The organism is Duganella sp. CT11-25 (assembly GCF_047302815.1).
Taxonomy (GTDB): Bacteria; Pseudomonadota; Gammaproteobacteria; order Burkholderiales; family Burkholderiaceae_D; genus Rugamonas.
The window spans coordinates 4,712,986-4,738,319 of sequence record NZ_JBKBFD010000001.1; the positions used below are offsets into that span (position 1 = coordinate 4,712,986).

Consider the following 25,334-nt stretch of genomic DNA (forward strand, 5'->3'; position numbering starts at 1 on the left):
TCGTTGGAATGGTCGTTTGTGACGGCTTGTTTTGGTCGAAAGCTTCAGAATCCGGGCTTCCTGTTGTATTTTTGAAACGCTTGTTTGGCAAGCCATTCGCCCGCCGCCATGCATGATTTCCTTTCACTGAGGCATCAAAATAGCTCTAGCGTACAGGCCAACACGGGGGACCTCGCTTGTGCCAAATCAAGCCGGCGCGCATATTGTTTATGGTGTGGCGCGGATCGCACGCTACACTGAGAAACATAGGGCGCCGCAGACCGCACAGTGACGCCACCCGCTTCGCAGAATCACATTCATAGTGAAACGATGGCAAATCGAGAAGAGTTAGGGATCATCAGGGGCGCCCGTGCCGGAGACGCGGTCTGCCAACTGGCGCTGGGCAAGCTGTACTTGTTCGGCGGCGCCAGCTTGCCGCTGAACATGCCGACCGCGCTGCACTGGCTGAACCGTGCCGCCTTGCAGGAGCAGGAAGAGGCATGGCTGCTGATCGGCGGCCACATCCCCTACGAGTACGCGCAACACTGCCTGCCGGGCGTGCTGTCCTGGTACGAGCGCGCCTACGACGCCGGCATCGAACACGCCGGGCTGGTGCTGGCGCAACTGGTGCTGCAGCCGGCCGCGCCGCACGATACGTCCCATTTACGCAACAAGGCGCAGCAGGCGCTGGAATCGGCCGCGCGCGCCGGCTCGCCGGAAGCCCAGTGGATGCTGGCGCACCAGTCCGGCGGCCGGCCGCCGCCGCCGGCGCCGGCCGGCCGCAACGCGCGGCCGGGAGGCGTGCTCGCGGCCCGTCCCGTCACGCGCCAACCGTGGCGCGCCGACAACGGTATGGCGGCGGCCCAGTACGCGCTGCTGGAGCAGCTGTGGCAGGATGACCACGTAGCGTTTTTGCAACAGGCGCGGCCGCTGCTGCGCCAGCAACTGGCCGATGCGCCGGCCGACGCCGAAGCCGCCCGCCTGGCCGACTGGCTGCCGGGGCCGCAGCAACTGAGCTTGCTGGCGCGCTGCGCCGAGCTGCTCGACTTGCAGGAAAGGGATCCGGAGCTGTTCGATGCGGAATCGCGCGATCCCCAGCTGCAGCAGTGCCGCGAGCTGGCCGCGCATGGCGGCGAGCGCAACGCCCAGCTGGCGCTGGGCCTGTGGTTCGCGCGCATGGACAGCGAGGGCCGGCGCCAGAGCAACGGCATCGCCGCCGTCAACTTCAAGCGGGCGATCCGCTGGCTGACCCTGGCCGGCGAGCAGGGCCTGGCGGAAGCCTGGTTCGCGCTGTCGCGCATTTATCTGAAACCGGAATTTTCGCAGCGCTGCGTGGCCGAGGCGCAAGCCTACCTGGAGCGGGCGGCGGAAATGGGCCATTGCGGCGCCCAGCTGGAGTGCGGCATGTACGCCTGGCGCAACCGCCGCGCCGAAGAGCAGAGCGACGTGCGCGCCGCCTACTGGTTGCAGAAAGCCGCGGCCCAGGGCTGCGGGGAGGCGGAAACGGCGCTGGCGCGCATCGCCGCCGCGCCCAAGGAATCGGGCTGGATCGCCAGCATCCTGGCCTGCCTGACGCGGGAATTGCTGGAAAGCCAGCCGCTGCTGGCGGCCCGGCTGGAACTGGCGTCGCTGTTCGGCCTGAGCCGGGCGGAAGCCTTGCTGCTGGATGTGAAGGCGGCCGACCAGGGCCATTGCCTGGTGGTCGACATCCGCGCCAGCTACGGCCGCAGCAAGCGCCGCCTGGTGTTGCTGCGCACGGCCCGCGAGCGCCAGGCGCTGGACCGCATCGTGCGCCTGTTCGAGGAAATCGACAGCGGCCCGGACGGGCTGGAAGGCAACTACCGCCAGCGCCTGTACCGGCTCAAGACCTGGCTGCCGGTGGGCGCGGCCGACGACGACCTGCTGGCCGCCTAGGACTTACAGTTCGATCTCGCCCTCGAACACGGTCACGGCCGGCCCGGTCAGCCACACCGGCTGGCCTTCGCCGGCCCAGCTGATGGCCAGCCGGCCGCCGCGCGCATCGATGCGCACCGGGCTGTCGAGCAGGCCGCGGCGGATGCCGGCCACGGCGGCGGCGCAGGCGCCGGTGCCGCAGGCCAGGGTTTCGCCGACGCCGCGCTCGAACACGCGCAGCTTCACGTGCCGGCGGTCGATGACCTGCATGAAGCCGGCGTTGACGCGGTTCGGGAAGCGCGCATGGTGCTCGATCAGCGGACCGGTCAGCTCCACCGGCGCCGTCTCGACGTCGTCGACGATCTGCACCGCGTGCGGATTGCCCATCGACACCACGGAAATCAGCACGCTCTCCTTGGCGCCGCCCAGTTCCAGCACCAGCGGCCACAGCGTATCGGCGCCTTGCGCCACGCCCTGCAAGCCCTCGGCGTCGAACGGCACGCGGGCCGGCTCCAGCACCGGCGCGCCCATGTCCACGGTGATGCTGCCGTCCGGTTCCAGGCGCGGCGCGATCACGCCGGCCTTGGTTTCGACGGTGATGCTGCGCTGGTCGGTCAGGCCTTTTTCCGAGACGAACTTGACGAAGGCGCGCGAGCCGTTGCCGCACTGTTCGACTTCGCCGCCGTCGGCGTTGAAGATGCGGTAGCGGAAATCGCAGCCCGGCCGGGTCGGCTTCTCCACCAGCAGGATCTGGTCGGCGCCGACGCCGAAGCGGCGGTCGCCCAGCAGCCGCCATTGCGCCGGCGTGAAGTGGATGTCCTGGTTGATGCCGTCGATCACGACGAAGTCGTTGCCGGCGCCATGCATTTTGGTGAATTTGAGTTTCATGGGTGACTTAGTTTTTACGGTACAGCGAAGGTTCGCCATTCGGCCGCGTCTTGAAGCGTTTGTGCGTCCAGAAATATTCAGCCGGCGCCTCGCGCACGCGTTCTTCGATGAACGCGTTCATGCGGCGGGTGGCGGCGACCATGTCGGGACCGGGGTAATTGTCCCACACCGGATAGAATTTCACACGCCAGCCTTGGTAATTCGGCAGGAAGGTGGCGATCACCGGCATCACCTGCGCGCCGGTGGTGGCGGCGATGCGCGCGGTGGCCGTCAGGGTGGCCGCGTCGATGCCGAAGAAGGGCACGAACTCCGCGTCCTTGTCGCCGAAATCCATGTCCGGCAGCATGAAGTAGGGCAGCTTGTCGCGCAGCGCGCGCAAGATCGGCTTGATGCCGTCCTGGCGCGTGAACAGCTTGACCGGCTTGAAGCGGGCGCGGCCGGCGCGCAGCACCTGGTCGAAGGTGGCGTTCTTTTGCGTCACGTACATGGACGAGGCGCTGGCCACCATCGCGATCGAGGCGCCGGCCACGTCCAGGCAGACGAAGTGCGGGCACAGCAGGATGGTCGGCCTGGACGTCATCTCCGCCACCGGCACCGGGCCCGGTTCGACGCTGATCAGGCGGTTCAGGCGGGCTTCCGAGGCCCACCACAGGATGCCGCGCTCCCACACGCTGCGCGAATACGCCTGGAAGTGGCGGCGCGCGATGTCGATGCGCTCGGCCTCGCTCAGTTCCGGCATGCACAGGCGCAAATTGGTCAGCGCGATATGGCGGCGCGAGCGCACCACCACGAACAGCAGGCTGCCGACGGCGGCGCCGAAGCGGCCCAGCAGCGGCAAGGGCAGCCAGTGCAGCAGCCACATCAATCCCAGCATCAGCTTCATGCCCGGCCTCCCGCCGCCGGCGCCGGGGCGTCGATGCCGGCCGGCACCTTGTAGCGGTTGTAGCTCCAATAGTATTGCGTCGGGTTGCGGGCGATCAGGCGTTCCATGGCGCCGTTGATCGCCTGCGCCTGCTGCGCGGCGTCGCCGTCCAGCGTGCCGTCGAACGGCACGAAGCGGATCACGTAGCCGCGGCCGGCCGGCAGGCGCTCGGCGTAGGTGACGATGATGGTGGCGTCGCCCAGCTGCGCCAGCTTGGCCGGCAGCGTCATGGTGTAGGCGTCGCGGCCGAAGAAGGTGGCCCACACGCCTTCGCCTTCCTGCGGCACCTGGTCCGGCAGCAGGCCGATCGGCTTGCCCTTCTTGAGGCACTTGGCCAGCATGCGCACGCCGGACATGGTGGCCGGCGCCAGCAGCAGGTTGTCGCGCGCGCGCGCGCCCTCGATCAGCGGTTTCAGCGCGGCCTTTTTCGGCGGGCGGTACATCACCATCAGCTCGGTGCGCAGGGCGATTTCCTGGGCCACGATTTCAAAGCAGCCCAGGTGCGGGGTCAGGAACACGATGCCGCGGCCGGCGTCCAGCTCGGCCTGCACGATGGCCCAGTTCTCATCGCTGGCGTGGCGCGACACGCGCTTGGGGTCGGCGCACCAGATGAACGGCAGTTCGACGATGCTTTTGCCGGCTTCGGCCACGGCCGCCGGCAGGTGTTGCGCGTAGCCGGCCTGGGCCATGTTGTCGCGCATGCGGCGGCGGTAGGACGGCGAACTCAGGTACACCAGCCAGCCCAGCGCGGCGCCTGCCGCGTGCAGCAACGGCAGCGGGAAAATAGAAAGAAAACGGAAAATGGGAACAAGCATGAATGTTGATTTGTCTATATAAAGGAGCGTTTGGCGGGGTTGCAGTCGCCAAATTTTTTCAAAGAAGCGTAAAATACCACGTATGTAGTAACCGCTGAGTTAATAGACAACTTGCGATGCGGGATATAAATATCGCTAAAGCGTCGCAAGCCGTACTGGTATGCGACAAAAAATCTTCAAACCATATCAGGAGCTTGCGATGTCAAATGATTATCTTTTCACTTCCGAATCCGTCTCGGAAGGCCACCCGGACAAAGTCGCCGACCAGATTTCCGATGCGATCCTGGACGCCATCCTGACCCAGGATCCGAAGGCCCGCGTGGCCGCCGAAACCCTGTGCAATACCGGCCTGGTCGTGCTGGCCGGCGAAATCACCACGCACGCCAACGTTGATTATATTCAAGTTGCGCGCGAAACCATCAAGCGCATCGGCTACGACAACACCGAATACGGCATCGACTACAAGGGTTGCGCCGTGCTGGTGGCCTACGACAAGCAGTCGCCCGACATCGCCCAGGGCGTGGACGAGGGCGCCGGCATCGACCTCGACCAGGGCGCCGGCGACCAGGGCCTGATGTTCGGCTACGCCTGCGACGAGACCGCCGAGCTGATGCCGGCCGCGATCCACTACGCGCACCGCCTGGTCGAGCGCCAGTCGCAGCTGCGCAAGGACGGCCGCCTGCCTTGGCTGCGTCCGGACGCCAAATCGCAGGTCACGCTGCGCTACGTCGACGGCCGCCCGGTCGCGGTCGACACCGTCGTGCTGTCGACCCAGCACGCGCCGGAAATGCAGCACAAGCAGATCGAGGAAGCGGTGATCGAAGAGATCATCAAGCAGGTGCTGCCGCGCGAATGGCTGGTCGACACCAAGTACCTGGTCAACCCGACCGGCCGCTTCGTCATCGGCGGCCCGCAGGGCGATTGCGGCCTGACCGGCCGCAAGATCATCGTCGACACCTACGGCGGCGCCAGCCCGCACGGCGGCGGCGCGTTCTCCGGCAAGGATCCGACCAAAGTCGACCGTTCGGCCGCCTACGCCGCCCGCTACGTGGCCAAGAACGTGGTGGCCGCCGGCCTGGCGCGCCAGTGCCAGGTGCAGGTCAGCTACGCCATCGGCGTGGCGCGTCCGATCAACATCACGGTCTACACCGAAGGCACGGGCGTGATCTCCGACGAGAAGATCGCCGCGCTGGTGATGGAGCACTTCGACCTGCGCCCGAAAGGCATCGTGCAGATGCTGGACCTGCTGCGTCCGATCTACGCCAAGACCGCCGCCTACGGCCACTTCGGCCGCGAAGAGCCGGAATTCACCTGGGAGCGCACCGACAAGGCGGCGATCCTGCGCGCCGCGGCCGGCTTGAAGTAAGCCTGCCGGCAAGCAAAAAACGCCCTGCGGGGCGTTTTTTTTTGCTAAAATGCGCCTTCCGAGGAGCGTTGCGACGAATCAAAAATTCGCCAGGCTCGGAGATCCAAACCGCGCTCACGTTACTTTTTTCAACACATGAAAGGAGGGCGTGATGAACGCCGTACTCAAATCCGCACAAGACTTCCTGGTCGCCGACATCTCCCTGGCGCCTTGGGGTGACAAAGAAATCAAGATCGCCGAAACCGAAATGCCTGGCCTGATGGCCATCCGTGAGGAATTCGCCGCCACGCAGCCGCTCAAGGGCGCGCGCATCACCGGTTCGCTGCACATGACCATCCAGACCGCCGTGCTGATCCAGACGCTGGAAGCGCTGGGCGCCAAGGTGCGCTGGGCCTCGTGCAACATCTACTCGACCCAGGACCACGCCGCCGCCGCCATCGCCGCCGCCGGCACCCCGGTGTTCGCGATCAAGGGCGAAACCCTGGACGAATACTGGGACTACACCCACCGCATCTTCGAATGGCCCGCGGACGCCGCCGGCAACGCCGTCTATTCGAACATGATCCTCGACGACGGCGGCGACGCCACGCTGCTGCTGCACCTGGGCGCGCGCGCCGAGAAAGACATCTCGGTGCTGGCCGCGCCGGGCTCGGAAGAAGAGATCTGCCTGTTCAACGCCATCAAGGCCCACCTGGCGATCGATCCGGCCTGGTACTCCAAGCGCCTGCCGCAGATCCTGGGCGTGACCGAGGAAACCACCACCGGCGTGCACCGCCTGTACCAGATGCACAAAGAGGGCAAGCTGGCCTTCCCGGCCATCAACGTCAACGACTCCGTCACCAAGTCGAAATTCGACAACCTGTACGGCTGCCGCGAATCGCTGGTCGACGGCATCAAGCGCGCCACCGACGTCATGATCGCCGGCAAGGTCGCCGTCATCGCCGGCTACGGCGACGTCGGCAAGGGCTCGGCCCAGGCCATGCGCGCGCTGTCGGCGCAGGTGTGGGTCACCGAGATCGATCCGATCTGCGCGCTGCAGGCCGCGATGGAAGGCTACCGCGTCGTGACCATGGACTACGCCGCCGAACATGGCGACATCTTCGTCACCTGCACCGGCAACTATCACATCCTGACCGAGCAGCACATGCTGGCCATGAAGGACCAGGCCATCGTCTGCAACATCGGCCACTTCGACAACGAGATCGACGTCGCCGCGCTGAAGAAGTACACCTGGGACAACATCAAGCCGCAGGTCGACCACGTGATCTTCCCGTCGGGCAAGCGCATCATCCTGCTGGCCGAAGGCCGCCTGGTCAACCTGGGTTGCGGCACCGGCCATCCTTCGTATGTGATGTCGTCGTCGTTCGCCAACCAGACCATCGCCCAGATCGAGCTGTACGCCAACACCGCCAAGTACCCGGTCGGCGTGTACGTGCTGCCCAAGCACCTGGACGAAAAAGTCGCGCGCCTGCAGTTGAAAAAACTGAACGCGCAACTGACCGTGCTGACCGAAGAGCAAGCGGCCTACATCGGCGTGACGCAAGCAGGTCCGTACAAGCCTGACCACTACCGTTATTAAAAACCCTCGTCGTCCCCGCTTGCGCGGGAACGACGTCGTGCCACTTTTTGCAGCGAGTTCCTCTTATGCGTCTGGTCCTTACCTGGTTAATCAATGCAGTTGCCCTGCTGGCAGTGCCTTACCTGATGCATTCCGTCGATGTCACAAGCATAGGCGCAGCCCTCGTCGCGGCTCTTGTACTGGGTCTGGTCAATACGCTGATACGCCCCGTGTTGCTGCTCCTGACGCTCCCGGTGACCGTGCTGTCGCTGGGCCTGTTCATCTTCATCGTCAACGGCTTCATGTTCTGGCTGGTGGCGCAATGGGTGGACGGCTTCCATGTCGACAGCTTCTGGGCGGCGATCGGCGGCGCGCTGCTGTACAGCGTGATTTCCTGGGCCTTGTCGACCTTACTTTTGAAGACATCCGATGGACAATCATAATTTCAGTATCGAGTTCTTCCCGCCGAAGACGGCGGAAGGCGCGGAAAAGCTGCGCGTCACGCGCGCCAAGCTGTCCGAACTGCATCCCAAATATTTTTCCGTGACCTTCGGCGCCGGCGGCAGCACGCAGCGCGGCACGCTGGACACGGTGGTCGAGATCCTGGCCGCCGGCGAAGACGCCGCGCCGCACCTGTCCTGCGTGGGCGGCACGCGCGAGTCGATCCGCCAGATCCTGGCCGAATTCAAGTCGCACAACATCAAGCGCATCGTCGCGCTGCGCGGCGACCTGCCGAGCGGCTACGGCGCGGCCGGTGAGTTCCGCTACGCGAACGAGCTGGTGGAGTTCATCCGCCAGGAGACCGGCGAATGGTTCCACATCGAGGTGGCGGCCTATCCGGAGGTGCACCCGCAGGCCAAGTCGCCGCAGGACGACCTGCTGGCGTTCGAGCGCAAGGTCAAGGCCGGCGCCAACTCGGCCATCACGCAATATTTCTACAACGCCGACGCTTACTTCCAGTTCGTCGACCAGACCCGCAAGCTGGGCATCGACGTGCCCATCGTGGCCGGCATCATGCCGATCACGAACTACACGCAGCTGATGCGCTTCTCGGACATGTGCGGCGCCGAGATCCCGCGCTGGGTGCGTTTGAAGCTGGCCAGCTTCGGCGACGACAGCGCATCGATCAAGGCCTTCGGCCTCGATGTGGTGACGGCGCTGTGCGAGCGCCTGCTGGCCGGCGGCGCGCCGGGCCTGCACTTCTACAGCATGAACCAGGTCGCGCCGACCACCGCGCTGTGGCAACGCCTGGTGTGATCACTCGGTGATGATGCGGTCCAGCGCCACATCATGGCCGTCGACGGCGAACGGCACCTGCAGGCACTGGTAAGCGATGCCCAGTGTCCGCGGACGCGGTTCCCGCGCCAGCGTGCGGTCGTAGAATCCACCGCCATACCCCAATCGATAGCCTTGCGGGTTAAAACCCAGGCAGGGCACCAGCAGCGCCGGCGGAGTCGCCGCCTGCAGGCGCAGGTCGGCCGGCACCGCCACTCCCATCGTGTCCTTGACCATCGCCTCGCCGATGCGCCACTCGGCGAACTCCAGCGCCTGGTGCTTCTCCACCACCACCGGCAGCAGCAAGCGCGCGCCCAGCCGCGCCAGTTCCGCGTAGGCTGCATACAGGTCCGGCTCGTCGCGCAGCGGCCAATACACGCCCAGCGCCGCCGGCCGCGCATCCTTCCACCACGCCACCACCTGCCCGCCGATGGCGTGGTCCCAGGCGGCCCGCGTGGCCATGTCCAGCGCGCGCCGCGCCGTCAGCAAACGCTTGCGCAAATCCGCCTTGGCGATCATGGCCGGGGCTGGTGGTTCGGTCGCGCTGCGTGGTATTCTAGGGTCGCTGGTCATATTGATTTAAGACTTAAGAGAGTTGCACATTGATTTCTGCTTCGAAATGGATTGCCGGCGCCCTCGTCGTTGCCTTTACATCGCTTGCCCACGCCGAGGACATCAGCGCTGATAGCCGCAGAGAAGACGATTCCTTCCTGCTGCTGCGCGACGCCGTACGCCAGGACGACGCAGCCAAGGCGGATTTCTACGCCGCCCGCCTGGCCAACTACTCGATTCCATCCTACGTCGATTATTATCGGCTGAAATCGCACCTGAAGGACGTTTCGCCGACGGAAATCCGCGACTTCTTCAAACGCTACGAAGGCCAGGCCATCGTCGACCGCCTGCGCAACGACTGGCTGCTGGACCTGGGCCGCAAGCGCGACTGGGCCACCTTCGACGAGCAGCTGCCGCTGTTCGTGCTGAACGACGACACCCAGGTCAAATGCTACGCGCTGATCTCGCGCGCGCTCAAGGGCCAGAAAGTGGCGGAGGAGGCGCGCGCCTTGCTGACGTCGCCGAGCGTCTACGGCGAGCCGTGCGCGGCGCTGATCGCCACCCTGTACCAGTCCGGCCAGTTCAGCATCGAGGATCTGTACGCGCAGCTGCGCCTGTCCGGCGAATTCAACGCCACCGGCCAGGCGCGCCGCATCGTCGCGCTGCTGGACGGGAACGAGAAGAAGGCCGTGCAGGCGGTGGACCTGCCGGCCCTGGCGCTGGCCAAGGGCGTGGGCGCCGGCCGCACCGAACATGAAATCTTCGTCGTCGCCGTCGGCCGCATGGCCAAGACCAGCACCAAGCTGGCGGTGCTGGCGCTGAACAAGGCCTCGTCCAAGCTCAGTCACCAGGAACAGCAGGAAGCCTGGGCCGCCATCGCGCTGCAATCGTCGTACTCGCTGGCGCCGGAAACCACGGAGTACTGGAACAAGGCCAACGGCGCGCCGCTGTCGATCGACCAGATGCAGTGGAAGACCCGTTTCGCGCTGCGCAACGGCGACTGGAAGCAGGTCAGGAACAATATCCGCGCGATGCCGCCATCGCTGCGCAGCGATCCGGCCTGGGTCTACTGGCTGGGCCGCGCGCTGATGGCGGAAGCCGGCGCCGCCAGCCAGCCGACCGGCGAGGCGCTGCAGCTGTTCCGCAGCATCGCCGACCAGTCGAACTACTACGGCCAGCTGGCGCTGGAGGAAACCGGCAAGCTGATTACGATTCCGCTGCCAGGCCTGCCGATCGGCCAATCGGAGATCGCGCCGATCGCCGCCAACCCGAACTTCCAGCGCGCGCTGAAGTTCTTCAGCATGCGCCTGCGCTTCGAAGGCACGCGCGAATGGAACTGGGGCCTGCGCGGCCTGAGCGAACGCGAACACCTGGCCGCCGCCGAATTCGCGCGCCAGAACAATATCCTCGACCGCATGGTCAACACCTCGGAACGCACCCGCATCCAGGTCGACTACACGCAGCGCTTCCCGTCGCCGCACAACGACATCATGCATCCGACCACGCAGACGCTGGGCCTGGACAAGGCCTGGGTCTACGGCCTGATACGCCAGGAATCGCGCTTCATCATGGACGCGCAGTCGCATGTCGGCGCGTCGGGCCTGATGCAGGTGATGCCGTCGACCGGCCGCTGGGTCGCCAAGAAGATCGGCCTGGCCGACTTCGTGCAGGACATGCTGAGCGACGTACGCACCAATATCCTGCTCGGCGCGAACTACCTGAACATGGTGCTGGGGAACATGGACGGCTCGCAGGTGCTGGCCACCGCCGCCTACAACGCCGGGCCGGGCCGCCTGCGTTCATGGCGCTCGACGCTGACCAAGCCGATGGACAGCGCGGTCTTCATCGAATCGATCCCCTTCGTCGAGACCCGCACCTACGTCAAGAACGTGATGTCGAATACGACTTACTACGCGGCGCTGTTTGAAGGCCGCCCGCAATCGCTGAAGGCGCGCCTGGGCACCGTCGCGCCGAAAGGCTACACCGAACAGGAACAGCAGGAGTCGAGCTTCGGAGCCCGATAAACCCGCGCCACAACCATCAACCAGGACGCATCGCCATGCAAACCACTCAGCTTGATCCCAGCCTGTCGCAAACCCTCGCCGCCGCGCGCGAGCCGGGCCTGACGCTCGTTATCGGCAACAAGAACTACTCGTCGTGGTCGATGCGCCCGTGGGTGGCGATGACCGCCTTCGGCATTCCGTTCCAGGAAGTGCGCGTGCTGCTGGACCAGGATGACACCGCCAACCGCATCTGCGGCTATTCCGCTGCCGGCCGCGTGCCGGTGCTGATCGCCGGCGAGATGACGATCTGGGACAGCCTGGCCATCTGCGAATACCTGGCCGAGCAATTCCAGGAACTGCACCTGTGGCCGCAGGACGTGGCAGCGCGCGCGATGGCGCGTTCGATCTGCGCCGAGATGCACGCCGGCTTTTCCGACCTGCGCAACTCGATGTCGATGAATATCCGCGGCAGCTATCCGGGCAAGGGCCGCACCAACGGCACCCAGGCCGACATCGGCCGCATCAGCGAAATCTGGGAAGAGTGCCTGTCGCGCTTCGGCCATCACCAGTTCCTGTTCGGCGACTTCTCGATCGCCGACGCCTACTACGCGCCGGTGGTGATGCGCTTCAAGACCTACGGCGTGTCGCTGGCGCCGGCGCTGGACGCCTACTGCCAGCGCGTGCAGGCGCATCCCGCCGTGGCGCGCTGGGTCGCCGAGGCGCTGGCCGAAACCGAAGTCGCGCCCAAGCACGACGCCGAGATGCCGGATTAACGAATTTGGAACAAGCATGCAGATTTATGTAGTCGGCGGCGCCGTGCGCGATGAATTGCTTGGCCTGCCGGTCAAGGACCACGACCACGTGGTGGTCGGCGCCACGCCGGACGAGATGCTGGCCCGGGGCTTTCGCCCGGTCGGCAAGGATTTCCCGGTGTTCCTGCATCCGAAGACGCAGGAGGAATACGCGCTGGCCCGCACCGAGCGCAAAACCGCGCCCGGATACAAGGGCTTCGTGTTCCACACCTCGCCGGACGTCACGCTGGAAGACGACCTGGTACGCCGCGACCTGACCATCAACGCCATCGCCCGCGCCGAAGACGGCACGCTCACCGATCCCTACGGCGGCCAGGACGACATCAAGGCGCGCATCTTCCGCCATGTGTCGGACGCGTTTGCGGAAGACCCGGTTCGCATCCTGCGCGTGGCGCGCTTTGCCGCCCGCTACGGCGAGTTCCGCGTCGCCCCGGGAACCAACGCGCTGATGCGGCGCATGGTGGAGCAGGGCGAAGTCGATGCGCTGGTGCCGGAACGGGTGTGGCAGGAACTGTCGCGCGGGCTGATGGAAGCCAGGCCGTCGCGCATGCTGGAAGTGCTGCGCGATTGCGGGGCGCTGGCGCGCATCCTGCCGGAGCTGGATGTGCTGTGGGGCGTGCCGCAGCCGGAGAAATGGCATCCCGAGATCGACACCGGCATGCACATGCTGCAGGTGATCGACTGCGCTGCGGAGGCGGGCCACGAACTGGCCACGCGCTTCGCCTGCCTGATGCACGACCTGGGCAAGGGCGTCACGCCCTCAGACAAGTGGCCTGCGCATCACGGCCATGAAGGCATGGGCGTCAAGCTGGTCGAGCAGGTCTGCAAGCGTCTCAAGGTGCCGACCGAGTGCCGCGACCTGGCCGTGATGACGGCGCGCGAGCACGGCAACGTCGGCCGCGCCCTGCAGCTGCGTCCCAATACCATCGTCACGCTGCTGGAGCGCTGCGACGCCTTCCGCAAGCCGGCGCGCTTCTCGCAGATGCTGCTGGCGACCGAGTGCGACTCGCGCGGACGCATCGGCCCCACGGCCAGCTATCGCGATGCGCCGTTCCCGCAAGGCCCTTACCTGGAGACCGCGCTGGCAGCCGCGCGCGCCGTCAACGCCGGCGAGATCGCCCAGGCCAGCGTGGCGAACCCCCAGCGTATTCCGGAACTGGTGCACCGCGCGCGCGTCAGCGCCGTCAAGCTGGCGCTGAAGGCCGCCGATACGGACGACGAGGACGAGGCGGGAATGCCCCTGCGGCCTCCCGGCGCATCCACCTGAAGCAGGGTACAATGGTGCTGATGTTGCACTGCACCATAATCTTTTTGCAAGTATGAACTCCATCGATCTGTTCCAAAATCCGCTGCGCCGCTGGGGCAAGCACAAAGACGGCAAGCGCCGGCCGACGGTGCTCGTCAAGGAGCTGCACGAGCGCGACCGCCGCCGCATGGTCAAGCATTTCCTCGAGCTGGAAAACAGCGACCGCCTGCTGCGCTTCGGCACCGTGCTGCCGGACGAGCAGGTGGAGAACTACGTCAACCGTATCGACTTCTCGCGCGACATGGTGTTCGGCGTCTACAACCGCATGTTCAAGCTGGTGGCGGCCGGGCACCTGGCCTTCGCGCCGCGCGACGACAGCAAGAGCGCCGTCACCGAAAAGGAGCGGGTGGCGGAGTTCGGCGTCTCGGTCAGCAAATCGGCGCGCGGCATGGGCGTCGGCTCCAAGCTGTTCGAGCGCGCGGCCATCCATTGCCGCAACAACGATGTCGATACACTGTATATGCACTGCCTGTCGTCGAACAAGACGATGATGCACATCGCGAAAAAAGCCGGGATGGAAATCCACCGCGACTACGGCGAGGCGGACGCCTATCTCAAGCTGCTGCCGGCCAACCCGGCCAGCATGCTGCAGGAAGCGCTGGACGAGCAATTCGCCACGCTGGACTACACCCTCAAGGCCAACAAGCGCATCGCCGCCAAATGGCTGGACCGATTGATCGGCCGAAAATAAATTCTTCTTTTGTAGAACCTTTGCCGCGCGGCCGGGAATGAACGGTCAGACAAGATGCGCAATCGGCAGCAAAGGTACTTCATTCCGTGTGGTTGATCTCAGAGTTCTGCAGCCCGCAGTTACAGGCGCCGGATGCCGGCGTCTGCCTGCGCCTGCTCCTGCTGTCGCCCGCGCTGGAGGAGTGCGTGATACGCGCCGGCCTGCAGGAGTGGCTGATGCGGCGCGACACCGGGAGCGGCCTTCGGCCGGTCGCCGTATCGGTCGTCGCCTTCAGCCTGCTGCACCTCGGCTCCGGCTGGCCGCAAGCGCTGGCTGTGGCGACGCCCGGCCTGGCGCTGGCGCTGCTGTACCAGCGCACGCGCAGCTGGCGCTGGTGCGCGCTGGCCCATAGCGCCATGAATGCCTTTGCCATCTCTGTCTGCAGCTTATAACTTCACTAGGAGAGTGGCATGACTGGATTGTTTGCGCGGGTGGCTGCTGCCGCTTTGCTATTGGGCTTCGCATCGACATCGAATGCGGCCGATGCCTTGAACGGCAAAAGCCTTTATCTGAATGGCCCGGTGAGCGGCGGCGCGAGCTGCGCTTCCTGTCACAGTTCGACGCCGGCCAACAACGTCAACGGCATACTCGCGGCGGCCAACCAGCCTTCCGTCATCTCCAACGCCATTGCCACCAACAAGGGCGGCATGGGTGGCCTGTTCAGCGGCAAATTCAGCGCGGCGGAGCTGGCCGACCTGGCGGCCTTCATCGGTAACCCCAACGTGGTGGCCGCGCCCGCGGCATCGCTGGCGCCGGCCAGCCTGACCTTCAGCGGCGCCAACATCGGCCAGAGCAGCGGCCCATTGGCGGCGACGCTGACCAATACCGGCAACGCCGCCCTCAATATCGGCAACATCTCCATCGGCGGCGCGGCGGCGGGCGACTTCAGCCTGGCCGGCGGCAGCTGCGCCAACGGCGCGGCCATCGCGGCCGGCGCTTCCTGTACCGTGCAGGCCAGCTTCACGCCGACCGCCGCCGGATCGCGCGCGGCGACGCTGACCATCACCCACAACGCCACCGGCGGCAGCAGCGCGGTGGCCCTGAGCGGCACCGGCAACAGCGTGCCGCAGGCGACCATCGCCCTGTCGGCGGCATCCGTCAACTTCGGCACGCTGCTGACCGGGACGCCGTCGGCGGTATCGTCCATCACCGTCAGCAACAGCGGCCAGGCCGCGCTGACGTTCAGCTCCATCGCCGTCAGCGGCGCCAACGCGGCCATCTTCACGCGCGGCGGCACCTGCGCCACGACCGCGCCATTGGCTGCGGGCGGCAGCTGCACGGTGACGCTGCAAGCCGCGCCGACCGTCGCCGGCGCCTTCGCCGCCAGCCTGACGCTGGCTTCCAACGCCTCCAACGGCAACGCCGTGGTCGGCCTGTCCGGCACGGCGGCGGCGCCAGCGCCGGCCTTGACGGCCACGCCGTCCGCCGTCGCCTTCGGCACGCAGACCATCGGCGCCACCGCGGCGACGCAGGCGGTCACGCTGGCCAATACCGGCAATGTGCTGGTCACCTTCACCCAGATCGGCCTGACCGGTTCGGGCACCGTCACCGTCGCGTCCAGCAATTGCGGCGCCACGCTGGCCGTCGGCGCGTCCTGCTCGGCAACGCTGCGCTTCGCGCCGACGGCGGAGGGCGCGGTCACCGCCGCGCTGGCGGTCGCCTCGAACGCGCCGGCGCTGTCGGTCGGCATCAGCGGCAGCGGCACCACCCAGGCGACGGCCAAGCCGGCCCTGTCCGAGACCGGACCTGTGGCGTTCAGCGATACGCAGGTCGGCAGCAGCGCCACCGTCCACACCACCACCCTGAGCAACAGCGGCAACGCCGCGCTGAAGATCTCCACGCTGACCCTGGGCGGCAACCAGCCTGGCGACTTTGTACTGGGCGGCACTTGCGCGGCCAACGCCTCCGTCAGTTCCGGCGCCAGCTGCACCATCACCACCGCGTTCAAGCCGACCGCCGCCGGCGCCCGTAGCGCCGACCTGCTGCTGGTGACCGACGGCGGCGCCCAGTTCCACCTGGCCCTGAACGGCACCGGCGTGGCGGTGGCGGTCAGCACGCCGTCGCTGGCGATCAATCCGCAGAGCTTCGACTATGGTTCCGTCGTGATCGGCGCAGCCGCGCCGACGCGCCGCTTCACGCTGACCAACAGCGGCGCCGCGGCGGTGACGCTGAACAGCGCCGCCTACACCGGTCCGTTCGCGGCGGTCGCCGACAGCACCGGCTGCGCGGCGTTCCCCCTGACCTTGCAGCCTGGCGCCGCGTGCGACCTGGTGGTCGGCTACACCCCGCTCAACGCGGGCGCCAGCAACGGCAGCGTGACGATTCAATCCAGCGTCGCCGGCTCCAGCTGGACCATCGCGTTGAGCGGCCAGGGTACGGCCGCGCCATCGAACGCCGCACCGTCGAATCGCGGCGGCGGCGGTTGCTCGGCCTCGCAGGACGGCAACGATCCGATGCTGCCGGCACTGGTGGTGCTGGCGCTGGGCGTCATCGCATGGCGCCGCCGCAATCAATCCAAAGGAGCTTGAGATGAAGACGATCGCCATGATGCTGGCCCTGGCCGCCTCGTTCAGCACCTTGCCCGCATATGCGCTGGAAAAGGGCGCGCCCGCCCCGCAGTTCGATCTGCAGGGACTGGATGGCGCGGTGAAGCTGGCCAAGCTGCAGGGCAAGGTGGTGTACGTGGACTTCTGGGCCTCCTGGTGCGGCCCGTGCCGCCAGTCCTTCCCCTGGATGAACGAGATGCAGGCCAAGTATGGCGCGCGCGGCCTGCAGGTGGTCGGCGTCAACGTCGACGCCAACAGCGCCGATGCGCGCCAGTTCCTGGCATCGACGCCGGCGCGTTTCGCCATCGGCTTCGATCCGCAGGGCGCCACGCCACGCAGCTATGGCATCAAGGGCATGCCGAGCAGTGTGCTGATCGGACCGGACGGCAAGGTGCTGCTGGAGCATTCCGGCTTCCGCGACGCCGACCGCGCCGAGCTGGAAAGCAAAATCCAGTCGGCGCTGGGAGCGGTCAAATGAATGGGATCCGAGTCTTGACACTGTTGGCACTGGCCGCCGCGCTGGGCGGCTGCGCTTCGATCGGCAACGTGCAGCCATGGGAGAAGGGCACGCTCGCGCGCAGCGAGATGACCTTCAACGACAGCCACGCCTTCAAGCGCTATGACGACCATATCTACACCAGCCGCGAAGCCTCCTCCGGCGGCGCCGGGGTGGGCGGCGGCGGCTGCGGCTGCAATTGAGGGAATGCCTATGACTACCAACAAAGACAGCGGCGTCGGTGCCGCATCCATCCTGGCGGCGGCGCTGATGCTGCCCGGCGTGCAGGCGCATGCCGAGGCGCCGCCCACCAACGGCACGATCAGTGTCGGCTACCTGGACTACCGCGACAGCCAGTCCGGCCTGGACCGCATACGGGTCAAGGCGCCGTCGATCTCGGTGATGGCGCCGGTGGCCGGCGTATGGAGCGTCAGCGGCTCGCTGGTGACGGACGATGTCTCGGGCGCCTCGCCGCGCTATCACACGGCGGTCTCCGGCGCCTCGCGCATGAGCGACGACCGCAAGGCCGGCGACGCCTCGGTCACGCGCTATCTCGAGCGCGGCAGCGTGACCTTGGGCGCGGCCTATTCGACCGAGCATGACTACGTCTCGCGCGCGCTGTCGCTACAGGGCAGCCTGGAAAGCGAAAGCCGCAACACCACCTGGAGCGCCGGCATCGGCCACGCGGACGACCGCATCGATCCGGTCAACCACATCGTCAGCAATGAACGCAAGCGCACCACCAACTTCCTGCTGGGCGTGACGCAGGTGCTGACGATGAACGATGTCGCGCAGCTGACACTAACGCATGACGAAGGCGAGGGCTATTTCTCCGATCCGTACAAGGCGTTCGACAACCGGCCCCGCAGCCGTTCGGAGAGCACGTTGCTGGCGCGCTGGAACCACTACCTGCCGTCCACCGGCGGCACCAGCCGGCTCTCCTACCGCTACTACCGCGACAGCTTCGGCGTGCGTGGCCATACGCTGGGCGGCGAATACGTGCAGCCGCTGTCCGGCGGCTGGACCGTGACGCCGGAAGTGCGGTTGTACACGCAGAGCGCGGCCAGCTTCTACTACGATCCGGTGTACGACGCGCAGCTCGGCGCGCCGTTCCCGCCGGGTTACAACGGCAGCGGCTATATGTCGGCCGACCAGCGCCTGTCGGGATTCGGCGCGGTCACGCTGGCGCTCAAGGTCAGCAAGCAGCTCGACAAGCTGTGGTCCGTCGATGTGAAAGCGTCGGCCTACCAGCAGCGCGGCAGCTGGCGCCTGTTCCACGACGGCAGTCCGGGACTGGACGCCTTCCGCGCGCAGACGCTGCAGATAGCAATCAACCGGCAATGGTAGACGCGATCCACCGCACGATGTTCGATGCCATGGCGAGCCGCTGCGAAGTCCGCGTGTCCGCGCCGGACGCGCAGACGGCGCAGCGCCTGATGCGGCAAGCCATCGACGAAGTGCGGCGGATCGAAACCAAGTATTCGCGCTACCGGCCCGACAGCATCGTCTCGCGCATCAACGCGGCGGCGGGCAGGAAAGCGGTGGCCTGCGACCGCGAGACGATGGACCTGATCGGCTATGCCGGCGCGTTGTTCGGCGCCAGTGGCGGCCTGTTCGACATCACCTCGGGCGTGCTGCGGCGCGCCTGGGATTTTCGCCAGCCGAAGGTACCGCGTGCCGCCGATCTGGAGCCCTTGCTGGCGCTGGTCGGCTGGCACAAGGTGGAATGCGGCGCGGAGGAAGTGTTGCTGCGGCGGGCCGGCATGGAGATTGACTTCGGCGGCTTCGGCAAGGAATACGCGGCGGACCGCGCGGCGGCGCTGCTGGCCGATGCCGGCGTGCGGCACGGTTACGTGAACCTGGGCGGCGACATGCGTTTTCTCGGCCCGCAGATGGATGGGCGGCCGTGGAACATCGGCATCCAGGATCCGCGCGATGCCGATGCGGTGGTGGCGACCATCCCTGTCACGCAGGGCGCGTTGGCCACCAGCGGCGACTATGAACGGTATTTCGAACTGGACGGGCAGCGCTACTGCCACATCCTCGATCCGCGCAGCGGCATGCCGGTGCGCTACTGGCGCTCGGTGAGCGTGCTGGCGCCGCTGGCGGTCGCGGCGGGCAGCTGTTCGACGATCGCGATGCTGAAGCAGCAGGACGGACTGAATTTTTTAAACGCCTCCGACATGGGCTATCTGGCCGTGGACGACGAGGGGCAGCTGTTGTATAGGGATCTCTGACATGAACGTGCAAAAATGGATCAAGATATTCGCCGCGCTGGCCGTGGCGACGATGGCGCTGATATTCGGCGCCGAGGCGAGGGCGGGTGATTTCCTGGAGCCGGACCAGGCCTTCCAACTGAAGGCGGAGACGGTGGACGCGCATACCGTGCGGCTGTCGTGGACCATCGCGTCCGGCTACCACCTGTATCGCGACCGACTGAGCTTCAACGCCGCCGGCAAGCAGGTCGGCGCGCCGGCGCTGCCGGCCGGCTTGCGCAAGTTCGACACCAACTTCAACAAGGAGATGGAGACGTATCAGGACCGGCTGGTGGTCGACTTGCCGGTGACCGCTACGGCGCCGTTCACGCTGCAAGTCGGCTACCAGGGTTGCGCGGATGCGGGCCTGTGCTATTCGCCGGCCATGCAGAGCTATCGCGTCGATCCCGCAACGGCGGGTGTGCTGGCGGCGGTGGATGCCGGGGCGGACCAGGCTCCGGCGGCGCCAGCCGCGTCTCCGGCAGCGGCGCCTTCCGCAGCGGCAGCGGCGGCCGCCGCGGCACCCGCGCCTGAAGACGACAGCTCGCTGGCGCAGCGCACGCTGCAAAGCGGCAGCGCGTGGCGCATCGGCCTGGCCTTCCTGGTCTTCGGCCTGCTGCTCTCCTTCACGCCATGCGTATTGCCGATGGTGCCCATCCTGTCCTCGATCATCGTCGGCGAAGGCACGGTCTCGCGCGGCCGCGGCTTCTCGCTGGCCCTGGCTTACTGCCTCGGCATGGCGCTGGTCTACACCTCGCTCGGCGTGGGCGCGGGCCTGGCCGGCGAAGGCCTGGCCGGCGCGCTGCAAAAACCGTGGGTGCTGCTGACCTTCGGCGCCTTGCTGGTCGGCCTGGCATTGTCGATGTTCGACGTCTATCAATTGCAGCTGCCGAGCGCCCTGCAAAGCCGCTTGAGCGCGACCAGCGGTAACATGGGCGGCGGCCGTTTCGCCGGCGTGTTCATCATGGGCGCCTTGTCGGCGCTGATCGTCGGCCCTTGCGTAGCGGGTCCGCTGGCCGGCGCGCTGCTCTACATCAGCCAGACGCGCAACGTCTGGACCGGCGGCTGGGCCTTGTTCTCGATGGCGGTCGGCATGAGCGTGCCGCTGCTGCTGACGGGGATTTCGGCCGGCAGCCTGCTGCCGCGCGCCGGCGCCTGGATGAACGGCGTGAAGAAGATCTTCGGCCTGCTGCTGATCGCGGTGGCCATCTGGATGGTGTCGCCGGTGTTCCCGGTGACGGTGATGATGGCGATGTGGGGCGTGTTTGCCCTGCTGTGCGCGGTGTTCCTGCATGTCTTCGAGCCGCTCAAGCCCGGCGCGCAGTTGCGCAACTATGTCGGCAAGACGCTGGGCCTGGCTTTCCTGATCGGCGGCCTGTTTGAGCTGACCGGCGCCGCCAGCGCCGGCCGCGACGTGCTGCAGCCGCTGGGCCACCTGGGTATCGCGCGCGCCGAGGGCGGCGCGGCGGCGCACGCCGGGGAAATCCAGTTCAGCCGCATCAAGACCGTGGCGGAACTGGATCAGGTGCTGGCGTCGAGCACCACGCCGGTGATGCTGGACTTCTACGCCGACTGGTGCGTCTCATGCAAGGAGATGGAGCGCTTCACCTTTTCCCAGCCTGCCGTCAGCGGCAAGCTGAAGCAGGTGAAGCTGATCCAGGTCGACGTCACCGCCAACAACGCCGACGACAAGGCGCTGATGAAGCGCTTCGGACTGTTCGGCCCCCCCGGCATCATCCTCTTCAACGGCGGCAAGGAGATTCCCAACAGCCGCGTGATCGGCTTCCTGGCGGCCGAGCCCTTCGTCCAGCACCTGACGCGCCACATCTCGTCCTAGCGGTTCAGGTAGACCGGATTCCCGAGCAGCAGCAGGCGGCCGTTCGCATCGCGTACTTCGGCGCGCAGCCAATGGCGCTTGCCGTCGCTGGTCCAGTCGGCGCTGCGCCGCACGTCGGCGCCGTCGACCTTCGCTTCCTTGAGCCAGTCGACCGGTTCGCCGTCCAGCAGCAGCTTGATCGACGTGCCGTTGGCCTGCGCCACATGCACGCTGAGGCGCACCGCCGCGCCGGCCGGTGCGGCCAGCGTATCGCCCATCATCGCATGCGCGCCGCCGCTGTCGGCTTCCAGTTCCAGCACGCGGTCCGGCGAACCGGCGACATCGACAAACACATGGCCGGCGCGAATGCCGTCAAGGATCGCCGTCTGCGACAACTCGGCCGCGTGCACCACGGTGGTCGGGTTGCCGATGCGGGCGCCGCTGTGATGATCGTCGCTGCCGCCGATGGCGGTCGGATGCAGGCCTTGCCGCAGCTGCTTTTCCCAGAACGGGATGCCGGACCAGGCGCTGTCGGCATCCGGGCCGTTGACCGCTTCGATGGCCTGCACCAGCGCCATGTCGCCATTGTTCTCCCAGCCGCAGCCCATGCACAATTCGCCGGACGGCCGCACCGGATGGTTGATCGACACCAGGCCATGCAGCCGCGCGGCGCCGTTCAGCACCGCGTTCCAGTCGGCCTGGTCGCCCGGGCCGATGCGGAAGTCCAGCGGCGCCAGGCTGCCGAAGAAGTTGGCGTGGCCGGTGAAGGTGGTCAGCTCGCGCGCCGGCATCAGCAGCAGCTGGTCGAAGTACGGCTGCTGCTCGCGCATGGCGTGCGCGTGGGCCACGCCGTTATGCTCGGTGATGGCGAGGAAGTCCAGCTTGCGCGCCGCTGCCGCCTGCACCGTCAGGAACAGCGGGCAGGGCACGGACACGCCGTGATGGCTGTCGCAGCTGCCGTCGCTGTGCGCGGTGTGGCTGTGCAGGTCGCCGCGATACCACGCCGCGCCGCTGCGCAGCGGGACGCGCAGCAGTTCCGGCTCGTCGGCCGCGCCCAGCCCGCGCGAGAAGTAGACCTGCGCGGTGTAGTCGGCGCGGCCTTCCTTGCGCATATTGGGCACGCCCAGCAGCAGCGCCCACTGGCCCGGCACCATCGGCACCGGCAGGTAGGACGGCGTGGCGTCCACGCTGCTGATGGTGAACAGGCGCTTGTTACCGCCGCTCCAGCCGAGCAGCACGCCGTCCGGACCGAGCATGCCCAGGTCGATGACGCTGCGCTGCTCCTTGCCGGTGTAGTCGAAAGCGATGGTGATGCGCTCGACGCCGGCCGGCACCGTGAACGGCACGCGGCGGTAGGTCTGGTGGTCGGCGCCGGTCAGCGTGCCGCGCAATACCAGGTCGGGCGCCTCGGCCGCGCTGCTGCCGCCGGCACAGGCCAGCAGCAGCACGCCCAGTACAGAGATCAGATTCCGCATGGCGTCCTCAGAAATCGTATTTGATGGCGGCGCGCACGGTACGGCCGATGACAGGACGGGCGAGGAAGGTGTTGGCTCCCGCGTCGGCGCTTTGCAGTTCGCCGGCGCGTGGATTGCCCTCGGTCAGGCCTTGCGAGTTGTTGACGTTGTCGACATAGCCGAACACCGACAGCGCCGGCGAGATCTGGTAGCGCGTCGAGAAGTTCAGCACCGTGTACGACGGCAGGCGCACCGAGTTGGCCGAGTCGACGAAGCGCGCGCCTTCGTATTCATACGACAGCTGCAGGCGCAGCTTGTCGCCCATCAGGTTGACGCCGGGCGCCAGGCGGGCACTGACCTTCGGCACGCGCACCAGCTGGTTGCCGCTGTAGTCGCGCGGCACCGGCAGGTTGTTCACCTTGTCGGTGTAGCGCAGGTCGCGGTACTCGGGTTTCTGCAGCGTGAGGTTGAAGCCGAGGTCGCCCCACGGCGCCGGGCGCAGCGTGCCCTCCAGTTCCAGGCCGACGGTGCGGGTGGTGGCGTAGCCGGTCTGCGGCGTGGAGCTCATGTTATCGAGCGTGAAGATGGTGTTGGTGTAGCTGACGTTGTTGTACTTGGAGTAGAACAGCGTCGGATACAGTTCCAGCATGCCGCCGTTGTACTTGTAGCCGACTTCGCCCAGGTCCATGGTCTGGATCACCGGCGTCGCGGTCGGGCTGGTGATGTAGGAGCTCAGGTTAGGCAGGCGGAAGGCGCGCGTCCAGCGGCCGAACACGCCGGCGTTCTTCGCCAGCTGGTAGTTGGCGCCCAGCGTCCATCCGGTCTGGTTGAAGGTATGGTCGTAGTAGTCGAACACGCCGGTGCCGGTGCGCACCTTGGAGGTGGCGAAGGTGCCGAGGTTGACGAAGGTCGGACGCTCGGTGCTGCCCTTGGTGTTGACCTGTTCCCAGCGCACGCCGCCGTCCAGGCGCCACTGCGGATCGATCTGCCATTCGTCGGCCAGGTACAGCGCATTGGTGGTCGAAGTGCCGCTGGCGTTCTCCCATTCGTAGCCGTAGTTGTAGATGCCGTGGTCGGTGATCGTGCCCAGGGCCTGGCCGGCGGCGTTGCTGGCCACCAGGTCCAGCAGCGGCGCGTGGCTCTGCGCGCCCAGCAGCACGCTGGACGAGTAGCGGCTGAAGTCCTGGTTGAAGCGGGCGAAATAGTAGCCCAGCGTGACGTCGTGGCTTTGCTCGCCAAAAGTGAACTTGCGCGCCACGCGGGTATCGTTGATCGCTTCTTCCAGCGGCATGGTCACGCCGCGCAGGCCGCCGATGATCACCAGCGCGTTCGGATCGACATAGGTCTGGCCGGGCGCGTTGACGTATTGCAGCGACAGCTTGGTGGCGCCCGGCACATAGCTGAGCAGCGATTGCGATTGCTTGATGAAGGCGTCGACGCTCAGCAGCTGGTTGGGGAACACGCCGTTGCGCTGGGTGTCGGTCTTGGAATAGCGCAGCGACTCGGTCAGCTTCCAGTCGTTCCACAGGTCTTTTTCCAGGCCGGCGCTGAACTGGGTGCGGCGCACGTGCGTGCCTTCGCCATTGTCGAAGTTGTAGATGCTGCCGTCGCCCATCTTCATCTGCACATGCTCGGTCTGCGGGCCGGCGATGGTGCCGTGGTTGCCGTCGAAGCCCGGGATGGCGCGGATCTCGCCGTCGGCGTAGGTGCGCATCGGGATGCCGAGGAACAGCGCGACCTTGTCGTCCAGGTGCTTGACGTCGAAGGTCAGGCGGCCGTGGTCGAGATCCTTGGTCAGCTTGAGGCGGATCTGGCCGCCGTCGTTGCCGCGGAAGCCCGGATCGCGGGCGGTATTGTCGATGCGGTAGAAGCCGCCGATGCCGATGCCCCAGCCGTCCGCCAGCGGCGTGGCGTACCAGAAGTCGGTGCGGCGCTGGCCGGTGTTGCCGACGCTGAACTTGACCAGGCCATTTGGCGTGTCGCCGATTTCGCGCGAGCGGAAGTTGATCGCGCCCGCCGGCGCATTGGTGTAGAACACAGACGACGGTCCGCCGCGCACCACTTCGATGCGGTCGATGGTTTCGTCGAGGCGGAAGGCTTGGTCGGCGTTCAGGTAGCCCAGCGAAGGATCATGCTGGACCGGGATGCCGTCTTCCAGCAGCGTGACCGAGCCGAGGCCGTCGACCGGGATGCCGCGCGCGCGGATATTGCCGGACGCCTCGCCGCCGGACGACTCGACCCAGAAGCCGGGCACCGATTTCATCGCCTCGGTCACCGAGGTCGGCGCCTGCATGCGCAGCGCGTCCTCGCCGATGGTGCTGATCGAATAGCTGGCCTTGGCCTTGGTGCGCTTGCCGGTGCCGCTGCTGCCGGTGACGATGACGACATCGCCCGGCGCGACCGCGTCGGCGGCGCTATCGGTACTGCTGGCTTGCTGTGCGTGCAGCGGCAGTGCCGCGATGGTGAACAGCGCGGCGGCGCTGCCCTGGAATGCAGCGCGTACCGCGCGGGCGATGATGGTGTGGCTCACAATTTCCCCTTGATGGATGGTGCCGGTTGTTGGCTGCCCGGTACTCTAGGGAGAAATTGTGAAACCCCAATGACACACGCATCACGAAAATGCGTGCATCCATAACCTCAACTAATACTGGCACATGGAGTGCATACC

Annotated in this window: 22 protein-coding genes and 1 riboswitch; of the genes, 16 read left to right on the plus strand and 6 right to left on the minus strand. The window is 66.6% G+C overall.

The features are described 5' to 3' along the window. The first annotated feature begins 309 nt into the window (after window positions 1-309). A complete protein-coding gene (locus ACEN9F_RS20260; RefSeq protein WP_413422713.1) occupies window positions 310-1,893 on the plus strand; it encodes a tetratricopeptide repeat protein in 1,584 nt (527 codons plus the stop codon). A gap of 3 nt (window positions 1,894-1,896) precedes the next feature. Here ACEN9F_RS20260 and dapF read toward each other — a convergent pair whose 3' ends face one another. Genes dapF through ACEN9F_RS20275 form a run of 3 tightly spaced genes read right to left on the minus strand, consistent with a single transcriptional unit; the run spans window position 1,897 to window position 4,497 of the window. Then, window positions 1,897-2,760: a diaminopimelate epimerase gene (dapF, locus tag ACEN9F_RS20265; RefSeq protein ID WP_413422715.1), complete on the minus strand. Its 864-nt coding sequence runs from the start codon at window positions 2,758-2,760 to the stop codon at window positions 1,897-1,899. A gap of 7 nt (window positions 2,761-2,767) precedes the next feature. Then, a complete protein-coding gene (locus ACEN9F_RS20270) occupies window positions 2,768-3,643 on the minus strand; it encodes a lipid A biosynthesis acyltransferase (RefSeq protein WP_413422717.1) in 876 nt (291 codons plus the stop codon). Further along, window positions 3,640-4,497, minus strand: a complete 858-nt coding sequence (locus tag ACEN9F_RS20275) for a lysophospholipid acyltransferase family protein (protein ID WP_413422719.1) — start codon at window positions 4,495-4,497, stop codon at window positions 3,640-3,642. The genes ACEN9F_RS20270 and ACEN9F_RS20275 overlap by 4 nt, the downstream gene beginning before the upstream one ends. A 199-nt stretch (window positions 4,498-4,696) precedes the next feature. Between ACEN9F_RS20275 and metK the strand changes: the two genes are divergently transcribed. The 4 genes from metK to metF all read left to right on the plus strand — a co-directional run bounded on the left by metK (window position 4,697) and on the right by metF (window position 8,678). Then, window positions 4,697-5,863 (plus strand): methionine adenosyltransferase, encoded by a 1,167-nt coding sequence (metK, locus tag ACEN9F_RS20280; RefSeq protein WP_413422721.1) that lies wholly within the window; start codon window positions 4,697-4,699, stop codon window positions 5,861-5,863. A gap of 54 nt (window positions 5,864-5,917) precedes the next feature. Then, window positions 5,918-5,986, plus strand: a riboswitch (S-adenosyl-L-homocysteine riboswitch). A 28-nt stretch (window positions 5,987-6,014) separates the two neighbouring features. Then, the gene (ahcY, locus tag ACEN9F_RS20285) at window positions 6,015-7,442 is read left to right on the plus strand and encodes an adenosylhomocysteinase (RefSeq protein ID WP_413422723.1); all 1,428 of its coding nucleotides are present in this window, start codon (window positions 6,015-6,017) and stop codon (window positions 7,440-7,442) included. A 65-nt stretch (window positions 7,443-7,507) separates the two neighbouring features. Continuing rightward, on the plus strand, window positions 7,508-7,864 hold the full coding sequence (locus tag ACEN9F_RS20290) for a phage holin family protein (protein ID WP_413422725.1): 357 nt from the start codon (window positions 7,508-7,510) through the stop codon (window positions 7,862-7,864). Continuing rightward, window positions 7,851-8,678: a methylenetetrahydrofolate reductase [NAD(P)H] gene (metF, locus tag ACEN9F_RS20295; protein ID WP_413422727.1), complete on the plus strand. Its 828-nt coding sequence runs from the start codon at window positions 7,851-7,853 to the stop codon at window positions 8,676-8,678. Before ACEN9F_RS20290 ends, metF begins: the two co-directional genes overlap by 14 nt. Here metF and ACEN9F_RS20300 read toward each other — a convergent pair whose 3' ends face one another. Continuing rightward, window positions 8,679-9,215 (minus strand): 5-formyltetrahydrofolate cyclo-ligase, encoded by a 537-nt coding sequence (locus ACEN9F_RS20300; protein ID WP_413422729.1) that lies wholly within the window; start codon window positions 9,213-9,215, stop codon window positions 8,679-8,681. 83 nt (window positions 9,216-9,298) lie between these two features. Here ACEN9F_RS20300 and ACEN9F_RS20305 point away from each other — a divergent pair, with 83 nt between their 5' ends. The 11 genes from ACEN9F_RS20305 (at window position 9,299) to dsbD (ending at window position 21,233) form a co-directional block, all read left to right on the plus strand. After that, a complete protein-coding gene (locus ACEN9F_RS20305; protein ID WP_413422731.1) occupies window positions 9,299-11,272 on the plus strand; it encodes a transglycosylase SLT domain-containing protein in 1,974 nt (657 codons plus the stop codon). Between the two features lie 35 nt (window positions 11,273-11,307). Further along, entirely contained in the window at window positions 11,308-12,024 is a 717-nt protein-coding gene (locus ACEN9F_RS20310) for a glutathione S-transferase family protein (protein ID WP_413422733.1), read from the plus strand. 16 nt (window positions 12,025-12,040) lie between these two features. Continuing rightward, entirely contained in the window at window positions 12,041-13,330 is a 1,290-nt protein-coding gene (locus tag ACEN9F_RS20315) for a multifunctional CCA addition/repair protein (protein WP_413422735.1), read from the plus strand. A gap of 52 nt (window positions 13,331-13,382) precedes the next feature. Next, window positions 13,383-14,060: an N-acetyltransferase family protein gene (locus ACEN9F_RS20320; RefSeq protein ID WP_413422737.1), complete on the plus strand. Its 678-nt coding sequence runs from the start codon at window positions 13,383-13,385 to the stop codon at window positions 14,058-14,060. A gap of 86 nt (window positions 14,061-14,146) precedes the next feature. Continuing rightward, complete coding sequence (gene mrtJ, locus ACEN9F_RS20325; RefSeq protein ID WP_413422739.1) at window positions 14,147-14,491, plus strand: JDVT-CTERM system glutamic-type intramembrane protease MrtJ; 345 nt, start codon at window positions 14,147-14,149, stop codon at window positions 14,489-14,491. Between the two features lie 18 nt (window positions 14,492-14,509). Then, window positions 14,510-16,627: a choice-of-anchor D domain-containing protein gene (locus tag ACEN9F_RS20330; protein WP_413422740.1), complete on the plus strand. Its 2,118-nt coding sequence runs from the start codon at window positions 14,510-14,512 to the stop codon at window positions 16,625-16,627. Between the two features lies 1 nt (window position 16,628). Further along, window positions 16,629-17,123, plus strand: coding sequence for a TlpA family protein disulfide reductase (locus tag ACEN9F_RS20335; protein ID WP_413422742.1), 495 nt, complete (start codon window positions 16,629-16,631; stop codon window positions 17,121-17,123). Further along, a complete protein-coding gene (locus tag ACEN9F_RS20340; protein WP_413422744.1) occupies window positions 17,120-17,344 on the plus strand; it encodes a DUF4266 domain-containing protein in 225 nt (74 codons plus the stop codon). The genes ACEN9F_RS20335 and ACEN9F_RS20340 overlap by 4 nt, the downstream gene beginning before the upstream one ends. A gap of 10 nt (window positions 17,345-17,354) precedes the next feature. Then, window positions 17,355-18,488, plus strand: coding sequence for a DUF3570 domain-containing protein (locus ACEN9F_RS20345; protein ID WP_413422746.1), 1,134 nt, complete (start codon window positions 17,355-17,357; stop codon window positions 18,486-18,488). Next, on the plus strand, window positions 18,482-19,378 hold the full coding sequence (locus ACEN9F_RS20350) for an FAD:protein FMN transferase (protein ID WP_413422748.1): 897 nt from the start codon (window positions 18,482-18,484) through the stop codon (window positions 19,376-19,378). Before ACEN9F_RS20345 ends, ACEN9F_RS20350 begins: the two co-directional genes overlap by 7 nt. A gap of 1 nt (window position 19,379) precedes the next feature. Further along, window positions 19,380-21,233 (plus strand): protein-disulfide reductase DsbD, encoded by a 1,854-nt coding sequence (dsbD, locus tag ACEN9F_RS20355; protein WP_413422750.1) that lies wholly within the window; start codon window positions 19,380-19,382, stop codon window positions 21,231-21,233. Here dsbD and ACEN9F_RS20360 read toward each other — a convergent pair. Both ACEN9F_RS20360 and ACEN9F_RS20365 read right to left on the minus strand, forming a co-directional pair. Further along, window positions 21,230-22,687, minus strand: a complete 1,458-nt coding sequence (locus ACEN9F_RS20360; RefSeq protein WP_413422752.1) for a CehA/McbA family metallohydrolase — start codon at window positions 22,685-22,687, stop codon at window positions 21,230-21,232. The two genes, dsbD and ACEN9F_RS20360, sit on opposite strands and share 4 nt — an antisense overlap. 7 nt (window positions 22,688-22,694) lie before the next feature. Then, window positions 22,695-25,196, minus strand: coding sequence for a TonB-dependent receptor (locus tag ACEN9F_RS20365; protein WP_413422754.1), 2,502 nt, complete (start codon window positions 25,194-25,196; stop codon window positions 22,695-22,697). Window positions 25,197-25,334: the final 138 nt, after the last annotated feature.